At 64.0% G+C, this 15,947-nt stretch carries 16 protein-coding genes; 11 read left to right on the forward strand and 5 right to left on the reverse strand.

The window, feature by feature from the left end:
• Window positions 1-132 precede the first annotated feature (132 nt).
• A complete protein-coding gene (locus KHO49_RS07785; RefSeq protein WP_102878650.1) occupies window positions 133-1,017 on the forward strand; it encodes a DMT family transporter in 885 nt (294 codons plus the stop codon).
• 64 nt (window positions 1,018-1,081) lie between these two features.
• Here the strand turns inward: KHO49_RS07785 and KHO49_RS07790 are convergent, their stop codons facing one another.
• From KHO49_RS07790 to KHO49_RS07800, 3 genes are read right to left on the reverse strand one after another with little or no spacing between them, the layout of a single operon-like run.
• Complete coding sequence (locus KHO49_RS07790) at window positions 1,082-2,131, reverse strand: alkene reductase (RefSeq protein ID WP_213664842.1); 1,050 nt, start codon at window positions 2,129-2,131, stop codon at window positions 1,082-1,084.
• A 34-nt stretch (window positions 2,132-2,165) separates the two neighbouring features.
• A complete protein-coding gene (locus KHO49_RS07795) occupies window positions 2,166-3,332 on the reverse strand; it encodes an MFS transporter (RefSeq protein ID WP_110651862.1) in 1,167 nt (388 codons plus the stop codon).
• 18 nt (window positions 3,333-3,350) lie between these two features.
• Window positions 3,351-3,653, reverse strand: coding sequence for an ArsR/SmtB family transcription factor (locus KHO49_RS07800; RefSeq protein ID WP_016965050.1), 303 nt, complete (start codon window positions 3,651-3,653; stop codon window positions 3,351-3,353).
• A gap of 153 nt (window positions 3,654-3,806) precedes the next feature.
• Here KHO49_RS07800 and KHO49_RS07805 point away from each other — a divergent pair, with 153 nt between their 5' ends.
• Window positions 3,807-4,388: an acyl carrier protein phosphodiesterase gene (locus KHO49_RS07805; protein ID WP_213664843.1), complete on the forward strand. Its 582-nt coding sequence runs from the start codon at window positions 3,807-3,809 to the stop codon at window positions 4,386-4,388.
• 104 nt (window positions 4,389-4,492) lie between these two features.
• Here KHO49_RS07805 and KHO49_RS07810 read toward each other — a convergent pair whose 3' ends face one another.
• Window positions 4,493-5,287, reverse strand: coding sequence for a lysophospholipid acyltransferase family protein (locus KHO49_RS07810; RefSeq protein ID WP_102878654.1), 795 nt, complete (start codon window positions 5,285-5,287; stop codon window positions 4,493-4,495).
• The gene (gene olsB, locus KHO49_RS07815) at window positions 5,287-6,042 is read right to left on the reverse strand and encodes an L-ornithine N(alpha)-acyltransferase (protein ID WP_102861515.1); all 756 of its coding nucleotides are present in this window, start codon (window positions 6,040-6,042) and stop codon (window positions 5,287-5,289) included. Before olsB ends, KHO49_RS07810 begins: the two co-directional genes overlap by 1 nt.
• 140 nt (window positions 6,043-6,182) lie before the next feature.
• Here olsB and KHO49_RS07820 point away from each other — a divergent pair, with 140 nt between their 5' ends.
• The 9 genes from KHO49_RS07820 (at window position 6,183) to KHO49_RS07860 (ending at window position 15,716) form a co-directional block, all read left to right on the forward strand.
• Entirely contained in the window at window positions 6,183-7,082 is a 900-nt protein-coding gene (locus tag KHO49_RS07820) for an acyl-CoA dehydrogenase middle domain-containing protein (RefSeq protein WP_213664844.1), read from the forward strand.
• Between the two features lie 153 nt (window positions 7,083-7,235).
• Complete coding sequence (locus KHO49_RS07825; RefSeq protein WP_213664845.1) at window positions 7,236-8,333, forward strand: serine hydrolase domain-containing protein; 1,098 nt, start codon at window positions 7,236-7,238, stop codon at window positions 8,331-8,333.
• Window positions 8,330-8,659, forward strand: coding sequence for an amidase (locus KHO49_RS07830; RefSeq protein WP_213664846.1), 330 nt, complete (start codon window positions 8,330-8,332; stop codon window positions 8,657-8,659). The genes KHO49_RS07825 and KHO49_RS07830 overlap by 4 nt, the downstream gene beginning before the upstream one ends.
• A 172-nt stretch (window positions 8,660-8,831) precedes the next feature.
• A complete protein-coding gene (locus KHO49_RS07835) occupies window positions 8,832-10,007 on the forward strand; it encodes a M20 aminoacylase family protein (RefSeq protein ID WP_102878658.1) in 1,176 nt (391 codons plus the stop codon).
• 98 nt (window positions 10,008-10,105) lie between these two features.
• Window positions 10,106-11,416 (forward strand): MFS transporter, encoded by a 1,311-nt coding sequence (locus KHO49_RS07840; RefSeq protein ID WP_102878659.1) that lies wholly within the window; start codon window positions 10,106-10,108, stop codon window positions 11,414-11,416.
• 17 nt (window positions 11,417-11,433) lie between these two features.
• Window positions 11,434-12,876, forward strand: a complete 1,443-nt coding sequence (locus KHO49_RS07845) for an amidase (RefSeq protein ID WP_102861724.1) — start codon at window positions 11,434-11,436, stop codon at window positions 12,874-12,876.
• 228 nt (window positions 12,877-13,104) lie between these two features.
• Window positions 13,105-13,875, forward strand: coding sequence for an IclR family transcriptional regulator (locus KHO49_RS07850; RefSeq protein WP_102861521.1), 771 nt, complete (start codon window positions 13,105-13,107; stop codon window positions 13,873-13,875).
• 100 nt (window positions 13,876-13,975) lie between these two features.
• Window positions 13,976-14,557: a YceI family protein gene (locus KHO49_RS07855; RefSeq protein WP_102861522.1), complete on the forward strand. Its 582-nt coding sequence runs from the start codon at window positions 13,976-13,978 to the stop codon at window positions 14,555-14,557.
• A gap of 1 nt (window position 14,558) precedes the next feature.
• A complete protein-coding gene (locus KHO49_RS07860) occupies window positions 14,559-15,716 on the forward strand; it encodes a phospholipase D-like domain-containing protein (RefSeq protein ID WP_102878660.1) in 1,158 nt (385 codons plus the stop codon).
• The last annotated feature ends 231 nt before the right edge of the window (window positions 15,717-15,947 follow it).

Raw genomic sequence — 15,947 nt, forward strand, 5'->3', positions numbered from 1 at the left:
CAAGATTTACGGCGAGGGAGATTCATTACCGCGCTCGCCGGATCGCGATGGGGTGCTTTTATATACGGGCTGGCTGCATCTTGATAGATAGCGAGCTACGTATTTTGTAGTGATTTTGTTGCGGGTGTGTGAATGAGTGTGAACCCTTCACCGTTCAAAGGCGCAGAACAGCCAATCAAGGGGATCGCCCTGATTTGTCTGGCGGTTCTGCTCTTCGCCAGTCACGACACGCTGTCCAAATATCTCTCGGCCTTTTACCCCATCGTCATGGTGGTCTGGGCTCGTTACGTGGTTCATACCTTGATGATGCTGGTGGTGTTCGTCCCTCGCAGCGGTTTTTCCGCGGTGGTACGAACCAAGCGTCCCGGCCTGCAACTGCTCCGGGCCTTGTGCCTGATCGGCACCAGCCTGCTGTTCACCACTGGCCTGCGCTATATCCCCCTGGCGGAAGCTACCGCGGTCAACTTTCTTGCGCCCTTGCTGGTCACGGCCTTGTCTGTGCCGTTCCTGGGCGAGCGGGTCAGCCGCGGGCAATGGCTGGCGGTGCTCGCGGGCTTCGTCGGGGTGCTGATCGTGGTGCGCCCTGGTGGCGTTCTCTTCACTCCGGCGATCCTGCTGCCCCTGGGGTCGGCGCTGTGCTTCGGCTTTTATCAGTTGCTCACCCGCAAGCTCAGCGGCATCGACAGCCCGACCACCAGTAACTTCCTGACCGGGATCTTCAACAGCCTGATCATGAGCGCGTTGTTGCCGTTTTTCTGGAGCACGCCAAGCTTTGTCCACGGCCTGTTCATGATCGGCCTCGGCACCTGCGGCATGCTGGGCCATATGCTGCTGACCCAGGCCTTCCGCCACGCCGCGCCGGCGATGCTGGCGCCTTTCAGCTACGGACAGATACTGTTCGCTGGCCTTTATGGCTACCTGATCTTCGACCACACCCCGGACCGCTACGGCCTTATCGGCATTGCGGTGATCTGCCTGAGCGGCCTGGCGGTGGCCTGGACTCAACGCAAGCGTTAATCCTGGTACTCAAAGAAAAGCCCCGGCTCGCGAGAGTCGGGGCTTTCTATTTACAGAGGCAGGCTTACAGCGTCGGGTAGTCGATGTAGCCCACCGGGCCCTTGCCGTAGAAGGTTTCCGGATGCGCCTCATTCAAGGGAGCATCGGCCTTCAAGCGGGCCGGCAGGTCTGGGTTGGCGATGAAAGGTACACCGAACGCGACGGCGTCAGCCTTGCCGGCGGCCAGCCAGGCATTGGCACTGTCCTTGGTGAAGCGCTCGTTGGCGATGTAGGGGCCACCGAAAGCCGCTTTCAACTGCGGGCCCAGGCTGTCGGCGCCTTCTTTCTCGCGGGAGCAGATAAAGGCGATGCCGCGTTTGCCCAGCTCGCGGGCTACGTAGGTGAACGTCTCTGCCAGGTTGTCGTCGCCCATGTCATGGGAGTCGGCACGGGGTGCCAGGTGCACGCCCACTCGGCCAGCGCCCCAGACCTCGATGGCGGCGTCGGTGACTTCCAGCAGCAGGCGGGCACGGTTCTCCAGAGAACCGCCGTACTGGTCGGTACGCTGGTTGGTGCTGCTTTGCAGGAACTGATCCAGCAGGTAACCGTTGGCGCCGTGGATTTCCACACCGTCGAAACCGGCGGCCTTGGCGTTTTCCGCACCGACCCGGTAAGCGTCGACGATGTCGGCGATCTCAGCGGTTTCCAGGGCTCGCGGGGTTGGGTAGTCGGCCAGTGGACGCACCAGGCTGACATGGCCCTTGGGCTGGATGGCGCTTGGCGCCACTGGCGTTTCACCGTCCAGGTAGGACGGGTGGGAAATCCGCCCCACGTGCCACAGCTGCAGGAAGATCTTGCCGCCAGCGCCGTGCACGGCCTTGGTTACATTGGCCCAGCCACGCACCTGGTCGTTGGACCAGATGCCGGGGGTGTCCGGGTAGCCCACCCCCATTGGGGTCACCGAGGTGGCCTCGCTGAGGATCAGGCCAGCGGAGGCCCGCTGCACGTAGTACTCGGCCATCAGCGCATTGGGCACGCGGCCGGCGTCGGCGCGGCAGCGGGTCAGTGGGGCCATGATGATGCGGTTGGACAGCTCGAGGTCGCCGATCTTGATCGGATCAAAGAGAGTGGTCATGGAATACAGCCTTCTATAATAGGAAAGGAACGGATCAGTGGGTTGCAGCAGCCAGTTCGGCGTTGCCGCCCTGGCGGAAGGTAATCAGCGTCACCAGCAAGGCCAGGATCGCCAAGGCCGCCGCCGCCAGGGGTACGCTGGTCAGGCCGAAACCGTGGGCGATGACGCTGCCGCCGACCCAGGCGCCCAGGGCGTTGCCGATGTTGAAAGCGCCGATGTTCAGGGTCGAAACCAGGTTGGGTGCGGCTTTGCCGAAGGTCACCACATTGACCTGCAAGGCCGGCACCGCAGCAAACGAAGCGGTGGCCCAGAGGAACAGAGTGATCTCGGTGGGAATCAACGCCACGCTGGTCCAGGTCAGTACGGTGGAGACCACGGCCATGGCCGCGAACACGCCGATCAGGGTGGCGCCCAGGCGCTTGTCCGCCAGCTTGCCGCCGATGATGTTGCCCAGGGTCAGGCCCAGGCCGATCAGCAGCAGGGTCCAGGTCACGCCCCGGGGCGAGACGCCGGTGACATCGCCGAGCAGCGGCGCAACGTAGGTGAAGAGGGTGAACATCGACGCGGCGAACAGTGCGGTCATGCTCAGGGATAGCCAGATCCCCGCGCCCTTGAGGGCCGCCAGTTCCGCGCGCATATCGAGTTTTTCCTCATCGCGCTTGGCCGGCAAAAAGCGCAGCAGGCCGATCAGCGCCACCACACCGATGACCGTCACCGCCCAGAAGGTCGAGCGCCAGCCGGCTGCCTGGCCCAGGGCAGTACCCAGGGGCACGCCGAGTACGTTGGCCAGGGTCAGGCCGGTGAACATCAGGGCCACGGCCGAGGCGCGCTTGTTGGCGGGCACCAGGCCGGCGGCCACCACTGAACCGATACCGAAGAAGGCACCGTGGCACAGCGCCGTGATTACCCGGGCGAACATCAGCACGTTGTAATCACTGGCCAGTGCACACAGCAGGTTGCCGACAATGAAGATCCCCATCAGTGCTACCAGGGCTGCCTTGCGCGGCAGCCGTGCGGTGGCCAGGGCCATGAACGGCGCGCCGATGGCCACGCCCAGGGCGTAGCCGGTCACCAGCCAGCCGGCACCGGGAATCGACACCCCGAGGTCCGCCGCCACATCGGGCAAAAGCCCCATGATGACGAACTCGGTGGTGCCGATGGCGAAGGCACTCAAGGCCAGGATGATGAGTGAAAGGGGCATTGTCGGGTCCTTGTCAGATCAGAGCTGTTGGCTCATTTGCGTGAGGAACTGCTGGATGACTTCCTCATTGCGTTTGAAAAAATGCCATTGGCCGACTTTCCGGCTGCTGATCAGGCCTGCGCGTTGCAACGTGGCGAGGTGGGCGGACACGGTCGACTGCGACAGGCCGCAGCGTTGATCGATTTGTCCGGCACAGACGCCGTGCTCATTGCTGTGAGCCTGATCGGGAAATTCGACTGTCGGGTCTTTCAGCCAGTGCAGGATTTCCCTGCGAACCGGATGTGCCAGGGCTTTTATTATTTCGTCGAGGTCGAGGGACATGGCGGTGCTCGTTTTCCATAAAACGTTGTATCGCGATGAGGCGAAATTTAAATCGTTATTTCGCGATATACCAATATGATTTTGATCTTAAATCATCACTTATCGGTATATCGGGTTATAACGATATGTTGGGCGCGGTGCTAAGCTGCGCGAATGAATTATCTCGCACATCTACACCTTGGCGGCCAGCGTCCGGGTCAATTACTCGGCAGCCTGTATGGCGATTTCGTCAAAGGCCGCCTGCAAGGGCAGTTTGCCCCCGAGGTCGAGGCGGCGATCCAGCTGCATCGGCGCATCGATACCTACACCGACAGCCATCCTCTGGTGACGGCGGCACTGTCGCGTTTCTCCCTGACCCGGCGGCGCTATGCCGGCATCGTCATCGACGTATTCTTCGACCACTGCCTGGCCCGTGACTGGGCTCATTACGCCGATCGTCCCTTGCCGCTGTTCACCGCCGAGGTGTACCGGGTGCTGGCGGCCGAGCCGCAACTGCCGGCGCGCCTGGCGCGGATTGCGCCCTACATGGCTGCTGATGACTGGCTGGGTTCCTATCGGGATTTCGCGGTGCTGGAGCAGGTCTTGCGGGGCATTGCCCGACGCCTGTCACGGCCAGAGGAATTGACTGCAGCGATGATTGAGCTGGAGCGGCTGTATCAGCCCTTGAGCGAAGATTTCCGAGCCTTCTACCCGCAGTTGCAGGCATTCGCCGCGCAGCACACCCAGTTGCTCTGACGAACGTTCCTCCGGTAGAAGCTGGCTTGCCAGCGAAGGCGCCTTCATGATTGACGCCAGGCTTGAAGGCCTTTTCGCCGGCAAGCCGGTTCCTACAGCGAGTTTCAGGCGGCGACCAGTTCGCCGTTGCGGCGTGGTTCGGCGGGCTGCACGACATCACCGAACAGGGCTTTCTGCACGGCTTGCTGAGCCTGGAAGGCCAGCGCCGCACGTTCCTGGCCCTGGCAGGCAATGGGCTTGAGCACATGGATTTCCACTCGGCCCTGATCGTTGGCAAACAGCCGCATCAGGTGCGAGAGCAGGTCGTCGTCGCCAATGAAGGGGGCCAGGGTATCGATCTGGCCATCGCGCAAATAACGGATCGCCACGGGTTGCAGGGACACCTCGGCATCGATGGCGCTGGCCAGCAGGCGCCCGTGGAAGGTGCGCAGGCCACGGCCGTCGGTGGTGGTGCCTTCAGGAAACAGCAGCAGCGGGTGCTGCTCTTGCAGGTGTCGGGTCATCTGCTTGCGGATCAGCTGGCTGTCACCGGCCCCACGACGGATGAACAGGCTGCCGGCCTTGGCCGCCAGCCAGCCCGCCACCGGCCAGGTGCGCACCTCGGCCTTGGACAGGAACGACAGCGGCGTCAACATGCCCAGCAGCGGAATATCGGTCCAGGACACGTGATTGCTGACCCAGAGCATCGGCTGGCGAGGCAACTCGCCGTGCACCGTGACCCGAAACGGCAGGGCATTGCTCAGGCGAGCCATGAAGAACCGCGACCAGCGCTGGCGCCGGACCATGGAGTTGGCGACCCCCAGGCGTTCCAGCAAGCCGAAGATACTGGCCATGCTCAGGCCCAGCGCGACCACCAGCAGTACCCGGGCGATGCGCCCGTAGACCCGCAGCCGGCGCATCAGACCGCCGCCTTGAAGTGCCGGGCATAACGCGGGCACAACTCGTCGCGCTTGAGCAGGATGAACACGTCGGCGACCTGGAAGTCCTGGTCCCAGCAGGGTTCGCCGCAGATCTTTGCCCCCAGGCGCATATAGGCCTTGAGCAGTGGCGGCATCTCGGCGATGACATTGGAAGGAATATCCAGGCTGGGCAGCGGGTGCTTCGGCTCGGCCCGCAAGTGTTCGGTACTCAGGTAGCGCTCGCGCAGCCGTTGCATGATGGCCTGGGCCTGGATGCCGCCGTCCTGCATGGGGATACTGGCGCAACCCATCAGGTAGCTGTAGCCGCCCTGGTTGAGCACTTCGGCCAGCTCGCCCCAGAGCACGGCGATGGTGCCGCCGTTGCGATAGGCCGGGTCGACACAGGTGCGGCCGATTTCCAGGATGGGGCCCTTGAGGTGCGCCAGGCCGTGCAGGCTGAACTCTTCCTCGCTGTAGAAGCGTCCCAGGCTGCTGGCGGCCTGATGGTCCAGCAGGCGGGTAGTGGCCACCAGACGCCCGGTGTTCAAGTCGCGTACACCGATGTGGCTGCAGTGAACATCATAGTCATCCATGTCCAGACCCCATTCCGCGCCCTTGAGCTTGGCGTTGAACTCGCCGCTGAAGACGTTGAAACGCAGGGCCTGGGCTTCTTGCAGGGCCTGGGCGCCAATCAGGCGTTCGGCTTGCAGGCGGCGTTCAGTGCCGGTGTCGCTGATGCGGGCGATCTGAGTCATCGTGAATCTCCGTGCGGGCTACCGACCCGCCTTGGGTTGCAGCCAATCGACTTTGTTGTGCAAAGTCAGGCTATGTAGCCCCGGTGTCATCGCCATGAAGCTTTGGTGATGCTTATATGACAGCCCCTGAGGATCTTCGAATGCCCTGGCAAGCCCTGCTCGAGAGCCGTGACCGACTGCCCGTCAACCCCGATCTGGCCGAGGGCTACGGGGCTTTGCTGGCCCATTTGGGCAGTGTTACGCCCTTCGAACTGGCGGTGCTCGGCGGCCGCCTGATGGAGACTCCGGGGCTGGCGTTCCTGGTGGGTTACCAGGCGGCGTTGCGCATGTTGTGGCCCAGTGCGCCGCAAAGCCTGGGGGCTATGTGCGCGACCGAACGCCGCAGTCTGCGTCCGGCGGACATGCAGACCCGGCTGGAGGATCTGCGCCTGCAGGGGCGCAAGGATTTCGTGACCGCTGGCGATGCCGCCGACTGGCTGTTGGTGGCGGCCCGCAGCGAGGCCCCGGGTGAGCGGGCAGCCTTGCGCCTGACCGTGGTCTATGCCGGGGAGCCTGGGGTCAAGGTCCAGACCCTGCCCGCCATCGCCCTGATGCCAGAGATCAGCCACGGCTGCCTGTTGCTGGAAAACGCCGCCTGCGAACTGCTGGCCGGCGATGGCTGGGACGCCTATGTCAAACCCTTCCGCACCCTGGAGGACATCTATGTCCTGAGCGCCATGCTCGCCTGGCTGTATGGCGTGGGGCAGGACAGCGGCTGGCCGCAGCCCTTGCAGTTGCAGGTGCTGGGGTTGCTTGCAGGTTGTGCCGAAGTCAGTCGGCAGAATCCCTCCTTGAGTGGCGGGCACATTCTATTGGCTGGTTTGTTCACGCAGTTCCAGGTATTGCGGCCTGAAATCGACGCCGCATTCGCCAATGGCCCCGAGCATTGGCGCAACCAATGGTCCCGTGACCAGGCCCTGCTGGACCTGGCGGCCAGCGCCCGGGAACAACGCCTGGCCAAAGCCCTGGCCTCGTTTCAGCAGCGGCCTCCCCTTGCGTAGGAGCCGGCTTGCCGGCGAAAGGGCCCGAGGGCCTCGCACAAGGCTCGATGACGTCTGCGCTGGCCAGCCAGCTCCAACAAACGGGGGCACTTGCAGTGAAATTGTCATCAGCCTGGACTAGGCTCGGCCACTGACGTTGTTCGAGTGTCATCCATGGCCAAGGCTCCGATTTTGCTGGCGTTACTGGTGTACCTCTGCTTGCCGGCCTGGGCCGAGGAGTGGCCGGCGCAGCAATGGAGTCGGGCGCCGACTGTCAGTGGCCCGGCGCTCAAGGCTCTGGAGGACTATGCCTTTGTGCCCAGGGACGACCAGTCCCAAAAAGGCATTCGCACTGACGCCTTGCTGGTGATCCGCGATGGCCAGGTGCTTTACGAGCGCTACGCCGGCGCCACCGGACCACAGACGCCCCATCTCATCTGGTCCGCCAGCAAAAGCCTGTTGGCGGTGGTGTTGGGCGTTGCCTACGGTGAAGGCCGCTTCCAGCTCCAGGACCCCGCGGCAAAATATTACCCGGCGCTGCAGCCGCATCCGGCCATCACCCTGGGTGACTTGTTGCACTGGGCCTCGGGTCTGGACTGGCAGGAAGACTACGAGTACGCCCCCCTCAATTCCTCAGTGGTGGCCATGCTCTACACCCGCGGGCATCGGGACATGGCGGCATTTGCTGCACAGCAGGCGCGCTCCACCCCACCGGGGCAGGTCTTCCGTTATTCCAGCGGCGATAGCAACCTGCTGGCGGCCAGCCTGCGGGGGATGGTCGGGGCAGACCAGTACGCGGACTACCCCTGGCAGGCCCTGTTCGAACCGCTGGGCATCACCCAGGCGGTGTGGGAACGCGATGCCGCCGGCACCTTTGTGGCGTCTTCCTACCTCTACCTGACGGCCCGCGATCTGGCCCGTGTCGGCCTGTTGATGCTGCGCGAGGGTCGCTGGCGTGATCGGCAGTTGCTGCCCAGGACCTGGGTCGAGTTCAGCCGCACGCCCTTTGCCGGCTATCGGGCCAACCAGGATGAGGCGGTGGCGGGCGGGCACTGGTGGCTCAACCGCTCGGTGGACGGTGCTCCTCAGCCCTGGCCCGATGCTCCGGCGGATGCCTATGCGGCCCTGGGGCACTGGGGACAGGCGCTGTATGTCCTGCCGGCGCAGCGCCTGGTGATCGTGCGTTACGGCGACGATCGCGATGGCAGCTATCGGCACAATGAGTTGCTCAAGCGAGTCCTGGCGGCGTTTTCCAGCCAGGGGCAGCCATGAAGCGTCGGGCCTTTTTCCGCCGTCATCCGCTGCTCGGCCTGGTGTTGGTGGCGCTATTCCTGCTGCTGGGCTGGAGCTGGCAGCACCGGGTGGCCCTGCAAGCCTTCCCGGATATCCTCGGTGCCTACACCGCCAAGGAGTACTGCTCCTGCCGCTACGTGATGCAACAACCTGCCGACTACTGCCGCGCCTATGTGCGCCAGTACCTGCCCATCAGCGGTTTTAGCGATGAGCCGCAGAGCCGACGTGTCACCGCCAGCGCCCTGGGGCGCACCCACAGCGCGCTCTGGCTAGGCCCCCGGGAAGGCTGTCGCCTCGCCCCCTGATCCCTGGATCAGGCAGCGCTGCAGATTATGTGTTCCATCCAGTGGAACCACATTTGATTGTCCTGTGCTCCGGCTCGCGGTTATCTGACGCCGAGCTTCGAGCACGCTCCGGCGCCTCGTGCAACGCTCCGAAAAAAGAACGGGAAGCCACCCGGCCCAGAGGAGATACGCCATGACCCGACACCAGCACATCCTTGCCTGGCTCAACGACATTGCCAGCGATCTGCGGGCCATCCGCCAGGATATTCATGCCCACCCGGAACTGGGTTTCGAAGAGCAACGCACTTCGGCGCTGGTGGCTCGCTGTCTGCAGGAGTGGGGTTATGAAGTGCACACCGGCGTCGGCCGAACCGGGGTCGTGGGTGTTCTGCGCAACGGCACGGGCACACGCACCCTGGGCCTGCGGGCGGACATGGACGCCTTGCCGATCATCGAGAACACCGGGGTTCCCTACAGCAGCCGCCATGGCGGTTGCATGCACGCCTGCGGGCATGACGGCCACACCACCATCCTGCTGGGGGCGGCGCGCTACCTGGCGGCGACCCGAGCGTTCGACGGCACCCTGAACCTGATCTTCCAGCCCGCGGAAGAAGGCCAGGGCGGTGCCGAGGCGATGCTTGCCGATGGCCTGCTGGAACGCTTCCCCTGTGATGCGCTGTTCGGCCTGCACAACATGCCTGGGCTGCCGGCCGGTCACCTGGGCTTTCGCGAAGGGCCGATGATGGCGTCCCAGGACCTGCTTGAGGTGATTGTCGAAGGCGTCGGCGGTCACGGCTCCATGCCCCACCTGGCGGTGGACCCCTTGGTGGCCGCGGCCAGCATGGTCATGGCCTTGCAGACGGTGGTGGCGCGCAATATCGACGCGCAGGAAGCGGCGGTGGTGACGGTGGGGGCCTTGCAGGCGGGTGAGGCAGCCAACGTGATTCCCCAGCAGGCGTTACTGCGCCTGAGCCTCAGGGCCCTCAACGCACCGGTGCGCGAGCAGATGCTGGAGCGAGTCAAGTCGATCATCCGCACCCAGGCCGAAAGCTTTGGCTGCAGCGCCAGCATCGACCATCGCCCGGCTTATCCGGTGCTGATCAATAGCCCGGAAGAAACCGAGTTTGCCCGGCGGGTCGGTGTCGAGCTGGTGGGGGCCGAGGCGGTCAATGGCAATACGCCGAAGCTGATGGGCAGCGAAGACTTCGGCTGGATGCTGCAGCGCTGCCCCGGCAGCTACCTGTTCATCGGCAATGGCGTAGCGCAACCGATGGTGCATAACCCGGGTTACGACTTCAACGACGACATCCTGCTCACCGGTGCGGCCTATTGGGGCGCCCTGGCGGAGAGCTGGCTCAAGCCCGTCTGAGCCCTCCTGTTCCTGTAGCGCTGTGCGGCCCGGGCGTGCCATGCGTCCGGCACTTTTCCGAGCCCGCAAGAAGGCTCAAAAGTATCAAGGAACCTCCCATGAGCGTCTCGACACCTGCTGTTTCCAAGACCCGGCAAGTGGTTGCCGCCGTGGTTGGCAACGCCCTGGAATGGTACGACTTCATCGTCTATGGCTTTCTCGCCAGCTTTATCGCCCGCCAGTTTTTCCCGGCTGAAGACGAGTACACCTCGCTGCTGATGGCCCTGGCCACCTTCGGCGTGGGCTTTTTCATGCGCCCGGTGGGCGGCGTGCTGCTGGGCATGTATTCCGACCGCAAAGGCCGCAAGGCGGCGATGCTGGTGATCATCCAGCTGATGACTGTGGCCATTGCGATGATCGTCTTTGCCCCCAACTACGCGGCCATTGGCCTGGGCGCGCCGTTGCTGATCGTGGTGGCGCGGATGCTCCAGGGCTTTGCCACCGGGGGGGAGTACGCCAGCGCCACGGCCTACCTGGTGGAAAGTGCCCCGGTGGACAAGAAGGGGTTGTATGGCTCCTGGCAGTTGGTAGGACAGTGCCTGGCGGTGTTCAGCGGAGCGGCGATGGTGGCGGCGGTGACCCACCTCTTTTCGCCGCAGACCCTGGATCTCTGGGGCTGGCGCCTGCCGTTCGTGATCGGCCTGCTGATCGGTCCGGTGGGACTGTGGATTCGCAAGTACATGGAGGAGCCGGAGGCCTTCATCGAGGCGCGCAAGCAGGCAGGTGGCGAGGGGCCGGGGCTGTGGCAGGTGGTGTCGGCCCATCGCCGGGCGATCCTGATCTCCATGGGCCTGTGCTGCGGCAGCACGGTGTCTTTCTATGTGGTGCTGGTGAACATGCCGACCTTCGCCCACACCAACCTCGGCCTGCCCCTGGATCAGGTGCTGCTGGTGCAGATGTTCGCCGTGGCCCTGATGACCGTGGTGATTCCCTTTGCCGGGGCGCTGTCGGACCGCATCGGCCGGCGCCCAGTGCTGATGGCCTTCACCCTGGCGTTTTTCGTCATGGTCTATCCCTTGTATGTGTGGGTCGCCGCGGCGCCGTCCATTGAGCGCCTGCTGGTGATGCAAATGTTGCTGTGCGGTGCCATTGGCGGCTTTTTCGGTCCCGGTCCTACGGCCCTGGCCGAGCAGTTTCCCATCGAGGTGCGTTCCACCGGGGTGTCGGTGGCGTATAACGTCACGGTGATGCTGTTCGGTGGCTTTGCGCCCTTGATCGTGACCTGGCTGAGCAAGGTCATGGCCACGCCGGTGGCGCCATCCTTCTATGTCTTGCTGACCTCGATCCTCAGCCTGCTGGGTATCTACTGCATGCATGACGCGGTCAGAGACGACAAACCCGATGCCGTGACCCTGGGAGGCGAGTCTTGATCAAGCACAGCGAAGCAATGGCCAACGAGTCCATCGTCGAATTGGATGCCTTGGCACTATCCCGGGCGATCCATGCGCGCGAGCTGTCCTGTCGCGAGGTGATGCAGGCTTATCTGCAGCAGATCGAGCGTTACAACCCGGGCGTCAATGCCCTGGTCTCCCTGTGCGATCCGCAGGATCTGCTGGCCCAGGCCGATGAGCGTGACCGGCAACTGGATCGGGGGCAGTCCATGGGCTGGATGCATGGCATGCCCCAGGCGATCAAGGATCTGGCAGCCACCGCAGGGCTGGCCACCAGCATGGGCTCGCCGCTGTTCGCCGATCAGGTACCCCAGGTGGATGCCATCAGCGTGGCCCGGGTCCGGGCCAGCGGCGCGATCATTGTCGGCAAGAGCAACGTGCCGGAGTTCGGCCTGGGCTCCCATACCTACAACCAGCTGTTCGGCACCACCGGCAATGCCTATGACAGCAGCCTGAGCGCCGGCGGCAGCAGCGGCGGGGCGGCGGTGGCCCTGGCCTTGCGCATGCTGCCGGTGGCCGATGGCAGCGACATGATGGGCTCGCTGCGCAATCCGGCGGCCTTCAACAACGTGTTCGGCATGCGTCCCTCCCAGGGGCGGGTGCCATTCGGCCCGACCCCTGAGCTGTTCGTGCAGCAACTGGCTACCGAAGGGCCGATGGGGCGCACGGTGGCTGATGTGGCGCGGTTGTTGAGCACCCAGGCCGGATACGATCCGCGAGTGCCCTTGTCCCTCAAGGACGATCCGGCGCTGTTGCAGGCGCCTCTGCAACGGGATGTACGCGGCCTGCGCCTGGGCTGGCTGGGTGACTACAACGGCTACCTGGCTATGGAGCAGGGCGTCCTGAGCCTGTGCGAAAAGGCCTTGGCCGACTTCACCCATCTGGGCTGTGAAGTGGAAAGCTGCCAGCCGGAGTTTTCCATGGCGCAATTGTGGGACTGCTGGCTGGTGCACCGGCACTGGCTGGTCCAGGGTTCCCTGGGGCTGTTGCACAACGACCCGGACCAGCGCCGCTGGCTCAAGCCCGAGGCGCGTTGGGAAGTGGAGGGCGCGGCCAGCCTCAGTGCCGCGGACGTGTATCGCGCTTCTCAGAGTCGCAGCGATTGGTATCGCGCCTTGCTGCGGCTGTTCGAACGTTACGATTTTCTGCTGCTGCCCACGGCCCAGGTGTTCCCTTTCGATGCACGGCAGGCCTGGCCAAGGCAGATCGATGGGCAGGAAATGGACACTTATCACCGCTGGATGGAAGTGGTGATCGGTCCGACTCTGGCCGGCCTGCCCAGTATCAGCATTCCGGTGGGGTTCAATCTGGCGGGCCTGCCCATGGGCTTGCAGATCATCGGGCCGGCCCAGGCCGACCACGCCGTGCTGCAACTGGCCTATGCCCACGAACAACTGACGCACTGGGTGCGGCAACGCCCTCCGGGTAACCTGCTGTAACCAGGCAAATGCCGTTGATAGGGTTCTAGGCTCTGTACGAAAAGCCTTGATACTCGGTGATGCTGCGTTGAAAACGGTCTCGGAATGCTCATTTACAACCCGTAAACTCCGCTTCCTCGACCGTTTTCGCCTTGCCTGACCTTCGTCTCAAAACTTTTCGTACAGAGCCTAAGGCCCGCATCTTGCTGGGAAAAACCTTTACCCATCTTCAGTCAGGGAGTTCGGACTATGGCCAGCAAGGTAGAAACCGGCAGCGTGCGTTCCGTGGAACGGGCCCTGGCCATCGTCGAGTTGCTGGGCCAGCACCAGGCCTTGGGCCTGGAGGAGTTGCACTACCTGACGGGGCTAGCCAAGGCCACGGTGTCGCGCATGTTGCTGACCCTGCAGGAGCAGGGCTGGATCTACCGTGGCCTGAGCGACAGGCGTTATCGCCTGAGCGCCCGCAGCCTGTTCGGCGACAGCCGGCAACGCTTCAAGCGCCATCTGGTGGAGCAGGCGGCGCCCTGGATGTTGGAATTGAGTGCACGCACCGGACTGGTCAGCGACCTGTCGAGTTTTGACGGTGAGCACCTTGAGGTCCTGGAAAGTGCGGTGCCTGCGGTGTTGCGCAAGCGCTACCCGAACAACAGCCGGATTGTCGGCCAGCATGCCAGCCTGTTTCATTCGGCCATGGGCAAGGCCTGCCTGGGGGCCCTGGCCAGTGATGAAGTCGAGCGTCTGGCCGAGCGTGAGCGAGTACCGGCCGAAGACCAGCAGCAGGCTTGCGCCCAGTCCCAGCATCTGGGCTTCGGTCAGCGTACCGAGGGCCACTGGGAATATCCGGTGCGCCTGCCTTTTCTGATTCGTGCCGTGGCCCTGCCGTTGCAGGCCGAAGGCCGGGTGATCGGCAGCATCGCTCTGCATTGGCCGATGGACCTGAGCTGTGTCGAGCAGGTGCGCAATCGTCACTTGGGATTGCTGGCCGACACCATCGAGCAATTGCAGAAGTCCATTGCCTGAGCCATTCCCCGTCTGCAACGGCTGGGCCCCACTTGAGCGCGGTGTTTGCCAGCCCCCTGGCAGCCGGTTAAGGTGGCGCCTTCTGTTCACGGGAGCTTGCATGCGTACGCCGATCCGCCTTCTTATCAGCCTGCTCGGGGTACTCGCCCTGCCGGCCCAGGCCAACTGGTACCTGGACAACGAGTCTTCCCGGGTGTCCTTCGTGACCACCAAGAACGCCAGTATTTCCGAGGTCCAGCGCTTTCTGGTGTTGCACGGCAAGGTCGACGCCAAGGGTCAGGCCCGGTTGCAGATCGAGCTGGACTCGATCAGCAGCGGCATTCCCCTGCGCGATGAGCGCATGCGCCAGGAGCTGTTCCAGGTCCAGCAGTTTCCCGAGGCGCAGATCACGACGCAGATCAACCTGCGGCCGATCAACGACCTGGCCCCCGGGGCGCAGATCGAGCTGCTGTTGCCGGTCACCGTGGCCCTGCACGGCCAGGAACACACCTACAACGCCGAGCTGCTGGCCACTCGCCTGGATGAGCGGCGTTTCCAGGTGGTGACCTTGGAACCGCTGGTTCTCAATGCCGAAGACTTCAACCTGGCACCGGGCCTCGACAGCCTGCGCAAAGTGGCTGGCTTGTCGGCCATCAGTTTCTCGGTACCGGTGGGTGCGGTACTGATCTTCACGGCGCGCTGAAATGCGCGGAGCGGTGTTCCCTTGGCGTGAAGGCAACCGCTTCGAGCTGTTGATCGACGGTCCCCAGTTCTTTCCGCGCATGCTGGTGGCCATTGCCCGCGCCCGGCAGCAGGTGGAGCTGGAGCTGTATCTGGTGGAAGCCGGCGCATGTGCCGACGCTCTGGTCCAGTCCCTGGTCCAGGCTGCCGAGCGCGGGGTGCGGGTGCGCTGTCTGTTCGATGACTATGGCAGCCTGGCTTTTACCCAGGCCTTGCGCCTGCGCTTGACTACGGCTGGTGTCGAGCTGCGTTTCTACAACCGCCTGAAGTGGCGCCAGGGCTTTCTCAATCTGTATCGCGACCATCGAAAACTGTTGCTGGTGGACCAGTCCCTGGCCGTGGTGGGCGGTACTGGGGTTACCGATGAATTCTGGCGGCCCGAGGACAACAGCTGCGACTGGCATGAAGTGATGGTGGAGATCGCCGGGCCCGCGGTGCTGGACTGGCAAAGGCTGTTCGACCGCCAGTGGAGCGCCAACCTGCGCAAGGGCGCCTGGCGGCCCGACGTGGATTTCGGCCTGCCCCATCTGCCCCGTGTGCCTGACTCGGGAGAGGGCATGGGCCGGGTGGCGTATGCCGACTCGCGTCAGCATCGCGACATCCTGCATTCACTGATTCGTGCCCTGCACAGCGGCCAGCAGCGCATCTGGCTGGCCACGCCTTACTTCTTGCCGACGTGGTCGGTGCGGCGCTCATTGCGCAAGGCGGCCGCCCGGGGCGTCGACGTACGCCTGTTGCTGACCGGGCCGCACACCGATCATCCGGCCGTGCGCTATGCCGGGCACCGTTACTACCCGCGCTTGCTCAAGGCCGGTGTGCGGATTTTCGAGTATCAGCCGTGTTTCCTGCATTTGAAGATGGTGCTGGTGGACGACTGGGTCAGTGTGGGGTCGTGCAATTTCGACCACTGGAACCTGCGCTTCAACCTGGAAGCTAACCTGGAGGCCCTGGACCCGCCACTGACCCACTCCGTGGCGGCGAGCTTCGAGGCGGACTTCGCCCAGAGTGAAGAGATCAGCCTGGCACAGTGGCGCAACCGGCCGTTGTGGCGGCGGGTCAAACAGCGGATCTGGGGTTGGGTCGACCGCCTGGTGGTCAACCTGCTGGACCGTCGCGGCTGACCGTCACGGCTGACATGGCTGGCTGTAGCCGCTGCCGGAGGCTGCGAACGAGCGCGAAGCGGTCGCGGCGGTCGTGAGTCCGATGGAGGTTTGGCGGTAGATCGACAAGCAAGGTCCTGCGGACCTTTGCGCAGCCTCGCAGGCTCGGCAGCGGCTACAGATATTGCAGCGATTGTGGGGATTGCGGGGATTGCAGAAGGAGGCGGGGCGCAGGTCCTGCGCCGGCCGCTG

It is taken from the genome of Pseudomonas sp. RC4D1, assembly GCF_018390395.1.
Taxonomy (GTDB): Bacteria; Pseudomonadota; Gammaproteobacteria; order Pseudomonadales; family Pseudomonadaceae; genus Aquipseudomonas; species Aquipseudomonas danubii.

Bases quoted from the DNA above. Each gene is read 5' to 3' on its own strand.
- KHO49_RS07855 (WP_102861522.1), top strand. From the start codon at position 13,976: ATGCGTACGCCGATCCGCCTTCTTATCAGCCTGCTCGGGGTACTCGCC.
- KHO49_RS07825 (WP_213664845.1), top strand. From the start codon at position 7,236: ATGGCCAAGGCTCCGATTTTGCTGGCGTTACTGGTGTACCTCTGCTTG.
- KHO49_RS07795 (WP_110651862.1), bottom strand. From the start codon at position 3,332: ATGCCCCTTTCACTCATCATCCTGGCCTTGAGTGCCTTCGCCATCGGC.
- KHO49_RS07860 (WP_102878660.1), top strand. From the start codon at position 14,559: ATGCGCGGAGCGGTGTTCCCTTGGCGTGAAGGCAACCGCTTCGAGCTG.
- KHO49_RS07785 (WP_102878650.1), top strand. From the start codon at position 133: ATGAGTGTGAACCCTTCACCGTTCAAAGGCGCAGAACAGCCAATCAAG.
- KHO49_RS07800 (WP_016965050.1), bottom strand. From the start codon at position 3,653: ATGTCCCTCGACCTCGACGAAATAATAAAAGCCCTGGCACATCCGGTT.
- KHO49_RS07790 (WP_213664842.1), bottom strand. From the start codon at position 2,131: ATGACCACTCTCTTTGATCCGATCAAGATCGGCGACCTCGAGCTGTCC.
- KHO49_RS07850 (WP_102861521.1), top strand. From the start codon at position 13,105: ATGGCCAGCAAGGTAGAAACCGGCAGCGTGCGTTCCGTGGAACGGGCC.
- olsB (WP_102861515.1), bottom strand. From the start codon at position 6,042: ATGACTCAGATCGCCCGCATCAGCGACACCGGCACTGAACGCCGCCTG.
- KHO49_RS07820 (WP_213664844.1), top strand. From the start codon at position 6,183: ATGCCCTGGCAAGCCCTGCTCGAGAGCCGTGACCGACTGCCCGTCAAC.
- KHO49_RS07830 (WP_213664846.1), top strand. From the start codon at position 8,330: ATGAAGCGTCGGGCCTTTTTCCGCCGTCATCCGCTGCTCGGCCTGGTG.
- KHO49_RS07835 (WP_102878658.1), top strand. From the start codon at position 8,832: ATGACCCGACACCAGCACATCCTTGCCTGGCTCAACGACATTGCCAGC.
- KHO49_RS07810 (WP_102878654.1), bottom strand. From the start codon at position 5,287: ATGCGCCGGCTGCGGGTCTACGGGCGCATCGCCCGGGTACTGCTGGTG.
- KHO49_RS07840 (WP_102878659.1), top strand. From the start codon at position 10,106: ATGAGCGTCTCGACACCTGCTGTTTCCAAGACCCGGCAAGTGGTTGCC.
- KHO49_RS07805 (WP_213664843.1), top strand. From the start codon at position 3,807: ATGAATTATCTCGCACATCTACACCTTGGCGGCCAGCGTCCGGGTCAA.
- KHO49_RS07845 (WP_102861724.1), top strand. From the start codon at position 11,434: ATGGCCAACGAGTCCATCGTCGAATTGGATGCCTTGGCACTATCCCGG.